Raw genomic sequence first — 11,714 nt, 5'->3', positions numbered from 1 at the left:
CAGAATCATTTACAGGGTCTGGATAAGACAAGCTGACGTAGCTTAATACTCTTTATGAATATAGATAAAACCAGCACTGTGGCCCCCTACTACGGTGTTGGTTTTAATTTATAACCTCACTCATCTTTCTACTACATTTCTCTCTATTTCTAATAAAATCAAAAGCTATAACACAATGTCATGTAAGCCAATTTAATATCCATCGATACGACATACTATGTGGTTATACATACTCATTATTTGATAGAGAAGAGAAAACAAAATGAAATATTATATATTACTGCTAATGACCATGTTTTTCAGCACCACAAGCGTTTTAGCCTCTGAATGGGAATTAGAAAAGTATGACGAAGAAAATGACATTAAAGTTTATACCCGATTAAAACCAAACAGTAATAGTGATTTTAAAGAATTTAAAGCAACCACCCATATTAAATCTCGAATTACACCGTTTATCGCGTTGCTCAACAATGCTGATTTAGCGTGTGAATGGATGTATAACTGTATTGAATTCAAATTTATTGATGAAGCATCCGCAACTAAAAAAACGTCTTATAGCATCAATAATGCACCTTGGCCTGTTACAGACCGCGACTTTGTTATTGATAGTGAAACACAACAAGATAAAGACAGCTATGCAGTCACTATTACCCTGTCATCCGCTTTTGATAAAGTAGCAAATGATGATAACTATGTACGTGTTAAAGACCTCCAAGGTAAATGGCAATTTATACCGCTAGATAACGGTATTGTCGAAGTTACTTACCAATTATTCTTAGACCCAGCCGGAAGTGTACCAAGTATGATCGCCACGACAACTGTCGTCGACACACCATATTATACCCTTCTCAATCTACGTAAAATTATTACTAAACCTGAGCTACAATCACAACAACTCGATCACATTAGTGAACCTCCAGCGAATGAATAAAACATAACAAGGATGATAATATCGACAAGCTTGCTAAAAGCTGTATTAATATTTTCATCCTTGTTAACATAGGATTATATAAAAGTGCCTCCCTGTTATCGATTTATGAGTTAGTCCGAATGATAAAACAACAATTACATATTGCCCTCGTTGAAGATGAAATCAATATCGCAGAAAATTATCGCGATACATTACAACGCATTGGCTATCGGGTTTCACTTTTTCATAACCGCCAAGACGCACTCGCAGCTTTTACCCTTGCATTACCTGATATGGCGATTATTGATGTAGGTTTACAAGATGAATACGAAGGCGGTTTTGAGCTCTGTCGTACATTACGACAATTATCAGAGACACTTCCAATTATCTTTTTAACCGCGCGTAGTAGCGAGTTAGATGAGATCTCAGCATTACGCCTTGGAGCTGATGATTATTTAACAAAAGACGTCAGTATTCATCAAGTATTGGCGCGCGTTTCGGCGTTATTTCGTCGTATTCAAGCACTAAAAAAGCCACAATCCGCAGATGAACAAGTACTCAGTAGAGGTTCATTGCGCATTAACATTGAACGTATTGAAACTTACTGGCAAGATCAGCCTGTGATACTCACTTTAACCGAATTTTGGATTGTGCACACACTTGCTAAGCACCCAGGTCAAGTTAAAAACCGAGACCAGCTCATGGATGCTGCACATGTGGTATTAGATAATAATACGATCACAACGCACATCAAACGAATACGTAAGAAATTTAGCCACATTGATAGCGAATTCAACGCCATAAAAACAGCTTACGGCATGGGTTATCGCTGGGTCATAGAGTGAAAATTCACTTTAGTCTAAAAACCCAACTACTACTTGTGGCCAGCTTAATGCTATTACTACCATGGGCGGGCTGCCAAAGTGTGAGCGTTTTAGAAACAAGTTTACGTCAAAGTCATAGTCAGTTACTTGATGTGCAAATGACCACTGCTGCACAGCAAATAGAACGTAAGCTTAATCAATCACAATATCCCAGCCTTAATACCAACCAAGGCAACTATTACGCCCCGCTCACTGACAGTAAAATGTTATTAGATGGGTTTGATGGTGAAGAAAGTGATTGGGAAAATATAACCACACCTTGGTTTCAACTTAATACCTATGATTACGTGGCTGGGCTACCAACAGAGGCTAAACCATCCACAGCAGTTAAATTTAAATTAGCTGCAAATGATAAATTACTCTACATCTTAATTCAGACCTCTGCTCTAACACCGCATTATTTTAACCCTATGCAACCAAAAAAGATCGCAGATCAGCTCAATATTCGCAGTATCAATAATACCGGGCTTATTTCACGTTGGCAGATCAATCCGCAAGGCTCAGGCAGGGTAGAAATGCATAACATGAGCCAAACAATTAAAACAAGTCGAGATGCGGGTACCTGGTTATGGCGAGATGGTCATTATAATATTGAAATCGCAATACCTATTAACTTAGCAAGCAATGCGATTGGGTTTGATCTCGTGCTTAATAACAAACAAAAAAATCAACACTTTAAATCGAAGCCAGCGACAACGTACGAGCGTAGCTTGGTTCGTGAAAAATCGGATTTAAATCAGCAACTCGCAAACTATATACAACCGGGTCTCAGTTTATATCTACTTAATAGTCAGTATTGGTTGGTTGGGCAAGTAAATGCAGAGCAAATAACAGGCGATAGTTTAGAAGATGACGATATCCAAGAAGAACCATCTTGGTTAACACACACCATCTACAACAAATTATTTACTTCAGGGTCATTACCTTATTGGCGAGAACCTACCAGCCTTGGCCGCTGGCGACGTCCGCAGCAATTAGAAAAAACAATCTGGTACCAAGACTCACCGATTAATAAACAACTGCACAGTAAAACCATTTATATCCATGGCCAACCTTTTTATTTTGTTGCAGTGCAAGATTCACGACAGAGTTTACTGTCAGCAAGCGTGGCGTTAAATCAGCTATTAACGCTACTTTTCACCATTATCGCCATCATTGTTTCTGGTTTATTTGCATTTGCATCCTCACTATCTTGGCGTATTGTTAAAATGAAACAAAACTACCGCGATGCAATCGATTGTGACGGTAAGATAATGGCAGTGCCACAAGCAAGTAAACTGCCCGACGAACTCGGTGATTTATCTCGTGTCATGCAACAACTAACCATCAATCAAGGTAAATACACGAATTATCTCGCTTCGTTAGCAGACAAACTTTCTCATGAATTAAAAACACCCGTTGCTGTCATTCGAACATCACTCGAAAATCTGGAACTATCAAATTTAGATCCAGAAGCAACAAAATACCTCACACGCGCAATGCAAGGTACTAACCGTTTAAGCCAAACATTAAATGCGCTAAGTGAAGCGAATAGGTTGGAGCAAAGCTTAGAATGTGCGCAATGGCAAATCGTCCCATTCGATGATATGTTAGAAGAATTAATCGAGGCTTATCGACAGATTTATAACCGTCATCAGTTTCAATTAAAGTATGATAATAACCTTGAGTATACTATTAATTTGGCACCAGAACTCATCGTACAATTACTTGATAAGCTCATCAGTAATGCCGTTGACTTCTCACCAGAAAATGACGCCATTGTTTTTGTCCTAACCAAGCAAGATAAACAACTAAAATTAACGATTGAAAATCAAGGTCCACATTTTAGTAGCGATAATGTCTCGCTGTTATTTGATTCAATGGTCTCCATACGCCAACAATCTGAGACACCACACCTAGGCTTGGGTTTACATATTGTTAAGTTAATCAGTGATTTCCACCTTGGTAACATAAATGCAAGAAACTTAGCCAGTGATAAAGGCGTTATATTTGAGCTATTATTACCTATAGAAAACAAATAACAGCGTTTAGCGAGGAGGAACCTAATGTTAATACGGCCTATCGCAAAACGTAATGGCATAACAGTGACGATTATTGCAGTCTTGTTCATTTTCAGCAGTGTAGTTTCGTTGTTAACAACATCCGCAGACACAGATAATTACCTTTACTTCCCTCTGTCAGCTGGCGCACTTATTATTGGCATATGCTTGTTAATTGTTGGGATCGTGAAAATTAATGACGTATATTACCGTTTCTCACTGACAAAAGAAGGGATTCATTACTTCACTTCACGAGGTGGTTTTACTATTCTCTGGCAAGATGTACAACGCATCGATATACCAAAGATAAATGATGGATTAGAGTTAAAAGAATTACCTTATATAGGTATCCGGCTCAAACAACGAGAGCACCTTATCAATAGCGCCTCATTACCCACTTTATCTCACATACTGTTAGAACAAAGGGCACTTATCATGCTCACAGATCCCAGTGCAACACTCTACAGTAATGCCGATAATATGCTTTACCCTGACATAAAAGTAACCCACAAATACCTCGGATTACAGGCCATGTTTATTAACCGAATGCAATTCCTCCACAATACGCTTGGTTATGATATTTACTTCCCGAACGATGATCTCGACCGTGCACCAGCAGAATTTGTTCAACTATTACGCGAGTTTAAATCAGATTGTTCTAGATCATTATAAATAGTAATAATTATCAATTAGAGTTGCAATTAACATATTTATATGGATAATACGAACTATTCTCATTAAGACATAGTCTATTATAAAAAATAAAAAGGATTTGCTGTGAAAAAATCTGCTCTCTGCTTTGCTATCTCTTCTGCGTTACTGTCTGCTACATTTACTGCACAAGCTGCAAGCGTAAAAGTTCTTGATAAAACACTTTCTCCTGCTGCAAACTTTCTTGCGTATACAGAATTTGAATTATCAGGTGAACCTCTTGCTGAATCACTAGGCTTAGACCTCGATGTTTTAGATCCTAACCAAGTTGATCAACCGACTGCATTCGATTACGCAGCGGGTATTGAAAGCTACGAGTATTCTGAAGAAGCTATGTATGCGTTAAACTACCAATCAACTATGGGTCCTCACCTAGTTAATGGTCCGATTAACCAAGCACGCGGTGGTTCTCTTGCTGACTTAGGTAAACGCTTCATCTCACTTGCTGGCGCAGTAGGCTTCCCAAGTGAAGAAATCCCACTAAACATGTATCCAATCTCGGTACCATACGTTTCAGGTAGCCCTGAATTTGCTGGTAAAGTAGATACAACAAAAGTTAATGGCGAAGAATTAGAAGTATTATCTGCAACAGGTAAAGCCGCGGTACATAACACTGTAATTCCAGCTTACTTCCGTGACTACAAAACGTTAGCATGGGACAACGCAAGTTTTGATAAAGCCTTAAACCCAGGCGCAATCGGTAGCATCTTCCTTAAAGAAGTAATGTGGTCACAAGATTTCCTAGGTGGCATGCACGTTACAACGACAGATGAAGAAGTTGAAGCAACATCAAGCACAATGGATCAAGACGGTAAACACAGTCTTGGTGTATCTGCTGCCGATGGTTTCAACGGCATGATCTTAACTGAAATGTCAATAGACAAACTACTGATCCTTCAACAGCAACTTGGCTTTGACGGTAAGAACCTAGGTGTTAAATTCGGTCCTGACTACGATGCATCTAAAAACCCAATTTGGTTTGCACACAAAGTAGCAGTCAAAGAAACACAAAAGAACAACGTAAATAACATCGGTAAATTAGCTGTTACAGATGGTTCATCATCACTACGTGATACTTGGATGTTATTATGGCCTGTAAGTGAATTCTATGCATTTACTGACCAACGCACAGCGAATACTGCACAGAACCCAGCATTTAAAGCTGTATTTGATGGCAAGCCATTTGCTGCAGCACCGAAACAAAATATCGATGGGAAAACAAACAACAATGTAGTTGCTGACGATGCATTCTCTCTTGCAAGCAACATTGCTAACCTATCGTTCCAAAACTTAGCAAATTTACACTTCAACAAAAAAGCTGGTACGTTTGTAACGAAATACGACGGCAAGCAAAATGCACAAGTTGAAACATTTGACGCTGCATACAGCATCGTAGCACTATCTATTTACCAACGTTCACAAGATGCACTACCTGTTGGTTATGCAGCTGCAGACGGCGGTGATGTTGATTTAGCAACACCTCAAGGTAAACAAGCGCTTGGTTTAATCAAAGCACAAGCAGATTACATCGTTAATACATTAGTCGCTAAAAACGGTCTAGTATACGATGGTGCTACAGTCGGTAAATCAGTAGATAAAAACCAATCACTTGATGCACAATTCGCTGCAATCCGTGGTTTAGTTTCTGCTTACTTAGCAACACAAGATAACACTTACAAGCAAGCAGCACGTTCTATCTTCCTAGCGGTAGAGAAAAACATGTTTGATGCAGAGCTTGGTACATGGGCACAAACACCAGGTAAAGCAACAATTCACACACCGTTAACTGCTGCGGCAATCTCGGGTGGTTTACGTGAAACTATACTTCACCTTGCCAATGAAGAAGGCGAGCATGTTCCAGCACTAGAACTACAACACTTAACAGAGCGCTACACAGCTTGGTTCAAGAAAGTAGTTAACGGTGGTCAACAATTATCAGAATGGGTTGGTGATTCAGGTGAAAACTTACTGAAAAACAGTTCAACTACCGATTCAGATAATGATGGCGTACAACAAGTAACAGCTGCTGGCGGTAAATACGGTACAGCACAAACTATGGCAGCAAAAGTGTCGGTTAGTGCAAACTAGTCTCACTCTTTTGGCAATGAAAAGCCATCTCGTAGCACACTTGTTAATTAACATGTATTGATTAATGAAAGTGTTGCGAAACTAAGATAAAAGTTGCAAAAAGGGATGAGGATTAACTCAGCCCTTTTTTGCGTTTTCATTACGTCGATATGAATAAGGTTTTATCATGTCAGTTCAAATAGCAACCCCAACCGGTGATAACATCTGGTCACGTTTACAGTCTCATTTTAAACGTTTCGCTTTTCATCATAAGAAAGCCGAAGCGATATTATATTTGATGTTCCTATCAGGACTTTTACTGTGGCCATTTATCACTATTCCATGGCAAGTAGAACGTACCGTACTACTCATGCATATGCTTGCAGGTATCAGTATCTTCCCTGTTTTTGTTGGTAGTTTCTGGCTGTCTCACCGAAATCTTATTCAAAACAGTAAAAAGAAATTCTTACGTCAAACCGGTACCATTATCGAATATTTACTCATTGTTTGTACTCTTACCGGCGTCTACCTTACTTTTTGGGGTAACACGGGTAATAACTTCAGTATACTCATGCAAGATATCCACTTTTACAGCTCATGGCTGCTTGCCCCGCTTGTTCTTCGCCACGCTTGGCGCTGGACTGTAATCAAATTCTTTAGGAAGTTTTAATATGTTTGCCAGTTTTTTAATCACTTTTCGTGAAGGACTTGAAGCCTTCCTACTCGTTGGCATTATACTTTCTTACTTAGCAAAGCTTGGCCAATCAAAGCACAACAAACTTATCTATCTAGGTGTTGCACTTGGTTTAATTGCCTCATTAATTGTCGCTTTCATTTTCCAGTTCGTTGTCGACCAGTTCGATTCACATGAATACCGCAATTTATTAATGGCGGGTATTTTAGGCTTTGCGACCTTGGTACTCACCTACATGGCCATTTGGATGCAACGCCAAGCCAAAACCCAAGTCTCTAACATGCAAGAAAACATTCGCGAGATCTTAACCACAGGCAATGTATTTGGTTTAATATTTTTAGCTTTCCTTGCGGTAATGCGTGAAGGCTTTGAAACCGTCCTATTTTTCTCGGCGCTAATGTATTCAGGTCAAGGCAATTTCTCACTACAAGATGGATTAATCGGTGCTAGTGTGGGCTTAATTGCTTCTCTGGTATTGGTTGTCGTTCTGATGCGCGGTACCCGTAAAGTACCACTGCAGGCATTCTTTAAATGGACAAGCCTATTAATCATCATTATTGCCGCAGGTCTATTGTCTTCAGCATGCAATATGCTACAAAGCGCCGATGTATTACCGGTATTCCAGACCGCCGTATTTGATATTAGCCATATCCTTGATGATCAAGGCGTATTTGGTACTTTCCTACGTGCTTTATTTGGTTATAATTCATCACCTAATCTATTACCATTGATTATCTGGGGCATATATTTAGCTGTATTTACCGTGTTCTGGCATCGTGGTTATCAAACACCAACAAAAGCAGCTGCTGCATAATTCAAAACAATAAAATGAGTGGCGAACATAAATACAATATCTTTATGTTCGCCATGTAAGAATAAAAAGCATATTAATCATTGAGTAAATAATGTCGAAAGAAATTGTAATTTTAGGTGCTGGTCCAGCCGGACTAATGGCCGCATGGGAATTTAATCAAGCTGGTTACAAAGTGACTATCCTAGAACGTGAAGAGTTTGTTGGTGGCATGTGCGCAACGCAAACCTTCCAAGGTGAAAAAGGTGAATACCGTTTTGACTACGGTGGCCATCGCTTTATTACTAAAAATCCGAAACTATTACAGTTTATCGATGACTTAATGACTGATGATCTACTGTATGCAGAGCGTACCAGTGTGATCCGTTTTAAAGGCCGTACCTACAACTACCCGCTTGCAATTGGTAACTTATTACGTAACGCACCGCTCAGTTTATTAGCCGGTGCGGCTGTAGACTTAGTATTTAAATTACCTTTCCAAAAGCGCCCAAGTGAACAAAGCACCAGTAACTTTGCTGAATGGATTGAAACTCGTTTCGGTACCACCTTATACAAAAATTTCTTTGAAGGTTATACCGGTAAGCTATGGGGCATCGACCCACGTCAATTATCTGCTGATTGGGCATCGCAACGTATTAGCTTGCTCGATTTAAAAGATGTGGCACGACGTTTAATCCCAACGCGTGGCGCAACACCGCGTACTTACGCAAAAAAATATCGTTATCCTAAACTCGGCTTTGGTCAAATGTACACCAAACTTGCAGAAAGACTGCAAGAACAAGGTGTCGATATTATTCAAGGCGCTAATATCACTGCTTTGAATCAAGGTAATAATTGTATTGATGCAGTTACATATGAACTTAACGGTGAGACACACTCAATTAACTGTGATCACGTTGTCGGAACGATTCCTTTACCTGTGGTTTGTACTTTAACAGGATTTGATTCTGGCCTAACTTATCGCTCGCTACGCTTTTTCAACATGCCGATGGCCACAGAAAACGTGTCACAAAATACCTGGCAGTATCTCTCTGACCCAGAGTTAATTGGTACGCGTTTGCAAGAACCTCGTCGCCGTTCACCATTTATGGCTCCCAAAGGACAAACATCAGTAATGATCGAGATCCCTTGTAACAAAGGTGACGATGTTTGGAACATGGACAACAACACGCTATTAAAACGTGTAAAACAAGATCTTAACCACCTAGATGTACCAGATGTAAGTACGGGTGAATTCTTTACCACTTACACCGAGTACGCTTACCCTATGATGGATGTAAGTTATAATGCCAAACGTGAAGCTGCAATTAAGCACCTTCACCAATTTGATAATTTAGTTATGACTGGTCGCCAAGGTACTTTCCGTTACATCTTTACTGATACTGCTATGGAAATGGGCTTAATGGCGGCTGAAGGCATCATTAAAGGTGAAGATAATCGTCGCCAGATCTTCGATCACCGTAACGAAAAAACAGTGATTGAAGTACAAAGTATTATGGATGATAAAAAAATATCAGAGGAAAAAAATGTCGCTTAAATTTATTAATCAAATTACTGTGAAATCATTTATCTTAAGCTTTTTTGTATTGTTATTCAGTGCGCAAAGCTTCGCTTATTCTTATGCAGCGGCAGGTAAAGAGCCATTAATTGAGGGTCGAGAAGCCTTGTTAAAAGCGTTATCGGCAAATGATTATGCTGCGGTACAAACTGCCTATGATTCAATGCAGAAAGAATTCGTTTATTTCAACGAACACCATGGACTAGCTGTCGATGAGCAAATGCAAACAGCAATCACCAACAAAGATCAGCAAGGTGTAGCTATAGCATTAATTACCACGATCAAAGCAGAAGTCATGCGCCGTCTCGACGGTGCAGAACAAAACATTAATGACTATCAAGTAGCTAAAGTGTTAGTGGTAAAAAGTAAATTGTTTATTGATTTACTGGCTGCCGATTTAACCGCTGATAATCGTCAAAAGGCCGATATTGCCATTCGCGGTGCCCTTGCATCAATTGGTAACCCAGGAGTATTTGGTGTGGGTCAAAAACCAGCAGATGTAACGCGTTACATCGAATATCGCTCTAATTTACAAGCAGCATTACAATTTACATTACCTGATGCACCAGAAAAATAATAAACCTTGGTGCGCTGATTTAGCCGTCTGTATTAGCTCAATAGCCTGCATTGCAGGCTATTTTTGTGTGCTCAGCTATTATAGTTTTGATATTAGCAGTGATGATGCGCTTTATTTTCAGCGTGCGTTAAGCCATTTTTCAGTATTAGAATTTAGCCCTCACTTTCCCGGTTATCCTGGCTTTGTTTGGTTAGAACGCATTATCAGCGCAATAAGTTCACATCCCAACAGTAATGTATTACTCAGTTTCCTTTCTGCAATAGCGTTAACCTTTAGTGTTTTTATGTATTGCTATCAACGTATGCGAATAAAGTCATTTGCATTATTCGCAGTACTGTTTTTTTTACTGCAAGGCAACATTTCAGAATTAGCCTTAAACGGTTTATCAGATGCTTCCGCCCTGTGGTTTTTTAGCTTATATTTATTATTAACCCGCTTTCATCTACCGCTAGGTGCAACCCCTTTATTAAAGACTAAATTACATCGTGTATTACAGTCTCTTTTCCAAATACAAACATTCACCGCGATTATTAGCGGGTTATTATTAGCGGCATGTTTAGCAACTCGACCGTCTTATTTACCCTTAGTCGCCAGCGCACTCCTGCTAGCTCTCTTTTACAATAATCAGGAGTACTCAAACTATAAGCAACTCGGTTGGCAGATATTAAGCATTACCCTGATAGGCATCATTTGTGCGCTTTACGTGTTCATGCAAGACGGTTGGGCGTATATTGAGGAAGGACAGCGATTCACCCAAGGTCATTTTACGATTTGGGGTAATACCACCAGTACAACAGATTCGCGGTTGAGTCAGTGGCTAACGACATTAACCAATACCTACTCCACTCTCGGGGTAATATTATTAACCTCGATACTAACCATTGGTTTATATCTACCAAAAACCCGTGGATTAAGTATTCTCGTGTGCAGTTGGTTTGCCTGGATCATCCGAGGCCAGAATCCAGACAATATCCGTCACTTAGCTGTTTTTAGCTTATTACTACCAATTATCTGCGCGCAACTCTTGGAACACGTTTACCAAACTCAACGTATTCGACCTGCTCTATATATATTAAGTATTACCTTGCTCGTGACACTGGGTTATCACAGTATCAAACAATTCACCCAACAAAAAAATGCCCCTGTATTTCAAGCAATACAGTTCTTTAACACAATAAATAATCAGCAAATCATCATCAGCAATTATAATATTGATAATTTACGACATAACTTGTCACAACATGTAATTTTAGACCGTCATTATCAAAGCAGTAGCAATTACCAAGCACAACAGCAAGGCTACTGGCGACTAAGCAGTAATAAACTAGATATTGATAAACGAAGTACTGATAAACCCGTTAACGGCGATTTAGTGGCATTGTTTAGAGGCCGCTTTCTTGGCGAACAAAGTTTACACCTATATTATTTTGATCTAAATCATTTAAACCCGCGATCATAGCTAC

Annotated in this window: 10 protein-coding genes; all 10 read left to right on the top strand. The window is 39.4% G+C overall.

Annotation, left to right across the window (positions count from 1 at the left end; translation table 11 throughout):
- Positions 1-262 precede the first annotated feature (262 nt).
- The 10 genes from BT797_RS17850 (at position 263) to BT797_RS17805 (ending at position 11,710) form a co-directional block, all read left to right on the top strand.
- A complete protein-coding gene (locus BT797_RS17850) occupies positions 263-931 on the top strand; it encodes an START domain-containing protein (protein WP_075473065.1) in 669 nt (222 codons plus the stop codon).
- Between the two features lie 119 nt (positions 932-1,050).
- Positions 1,051-1,755 carry a proteobacterial dedicated sortase system response regulator gene (gene pdsR / locus BT797_RS17845; RefSeq protein ID WP_075473064.1) on the top strand — a complete coding sequence of 235 codons (705 nt, stop codon included), beginning with the start codon at positions 1,051-1,053 and terminating at the stop codon, positions 1,753-1,755.
- Positions 1,752-3,815 (top strand): ATP-binding protein, encoded by a 2,064-nt coding sequence (locus BT797_RS17840; RefSeq protein WP_075473063.1) that lies wholly within the window; start codon positions 1,752-1,754, stop codon positions 3,813-3,815. Before pdsR ends, BT797_RS17840 begins: the two co-directional genes overlap by 4 nt.
- 24 nt (positions 3,816-3,839) lie before the next feature.
- Positions 3,840-4,505, top strand: coding sequence for a DUF2982 domain-containing protein (locus BT797_RS17835; protein ID WP_075473062.1), 666 nt, complete (start codon positions 3,840-3,842; stop codon positions 4,503-4,505).
- Between the two features lie 105 nt (positions 4,506-4,610).
- Positions 4,611-6,632: a hypothetical protein gene (locus tag BT797_RS17830; protein ID WP_075473061.1), complete on the top strand. Its 2,022-nt coding sequence runs from the start codon at positions 4,611-4,613 to the stop codon at positions 6,630-6,632.
- Positions 6,633-6,798: 166 nt separating this feature from the next.
- Positions 6,799-7,281 carry a hypothetical protein gene (locus BT797_RS17825; protein WP_075473060.1) on the top strand — a complete coding sequence of 161 codons (483 nt, stop codon included), beginning with the start codon at positions 6,799-6,801 and terminating at the stop codon, positions 7,279-7,281.
- A 1-nt stretch (position 7,282) separates the two neighbouring features.
- Positions 7,283-8,119: an FTR1 family iron permease gene (locus tag BT797_RS17820; protein ID WP_045110714.1), complete on the top strand. Its 837-nt coding sequence runs from the start codon at positions 7,283-7,285 to the stop codon at positions 8,117-8,119.
- A 91-nt stretch (positions 8,120-8,210) separates the two neighbouring features.
- The gene (locus BT797_RS17815) at positions 8,211-9,653 is read left to right on the top strand and encodes an FAD-dependent oxidoreductase (protein ID WP_075473059.1); all 1,443 of its coding nucleotides are present in this window, start codon (positions 8,211-8,213) and stop codon (positions 9,651-9,653) included.
- On the top strand, positions 9,643-10,251 hold the full coding sequence (locus BT797_RS17810) for a hypothetical protein (protein ID WP_045110716.1): 609 nt from the start codon (positions 9,643-9,645) through the stop codon (positions 10,249-10,251). The genes BT797_RS17815 and BT797_RS17810 overlap by 11 nt, the downstream gene beginning before the upstream one ends.
- On the top strand, positions 10,235-11,710 hold the full coding sequence (locus tag BT797_RS17805) for a hypothetical protein (protein WP_075473058.1): 1,476 nt from the start codon (positions 10,235-10,237) through the stop codon (positions 11,708-11,710). Before BT797_RS17810 ends, BT797_RS17805 begins: the two co-directional genes overlap by 17 nt.
- The last annotated feature ends 4 nt before the right edge of the window (positions 11,711-11,714 follow it).

Origin of the sequence: Moritella viscosa (assembly GCF_900120065.1) — a bacterium.
Taxonomy (GTDB): Bacteria; Pseudomonadota; Gammaproteobacteria; order Enterobacterales; family Moritellaceae; genus Moritella; species Moritella viscosa.
This window is presented reverse-complemented; position numbering and strand designations above follow the sequence as displayed.

What these genes read in the sequence shown, in the direction of transcription:
- BT797_RS17820 (WP_045110714.1), top strand. Translation starts at nt 7,283, where the DNA reads ATGTTTGCCAGTTTTTTAATCACTTTTCGTGAAGGACTTGAAGCCTTC.
- BT797_RS17850 (WP_075473065.1), top strand. Translation starts at nt 263, where the DNA reads ATGAAATATTATATATTACTGCTAATGACCATGTTTTTCAGCACCACA.
- BT797_RS17825 (WP_075473060.1), top strand. Translation starts at nt 6,799, where the DNA reads ATGTCAGTTCAAATAGCAACCCCAACCGGTGATAACATCTGGTCACGT.
- BT797_RS17805 (WP_075473058.1), top strand. Translation starts at nt 10,235, where the DNA reads ATGCACCAGAAAAATAATAAACCTTGGTGCGCTGATTTAGCCGTCTGT.
- BT797_RS17815 (WP_075473059.1), top strand. Translation starts at nt 8,211, where the DNA reads ATGTCGAAAGAAATTGTAATTTTAGGTGCTGGTCCAGCCGGACTAATG.
- BT797_RS17835 (WP_075473062.1), top strand. Translation starts at nt 3,840, where the DNA reads ATGTTAATACGGCCTATCGCAAAACGTAATGGCATAACAGTGACGATT.
- BT797_RS17810 (WP_045110716.1), top strand. Translation starts at nt 9,643, where the DNA reads ATGTCGCTTAAATTTATTAATCAAATTACTGTGAAATCATTTATCTTA.
- pdsR (WP_075473064.1), top strand. Translation starts at nt 1,051, where the DNA reads ATGATAAAACAACAATTACATATTGCCCTCGTTGAAGATGAAATCAAT.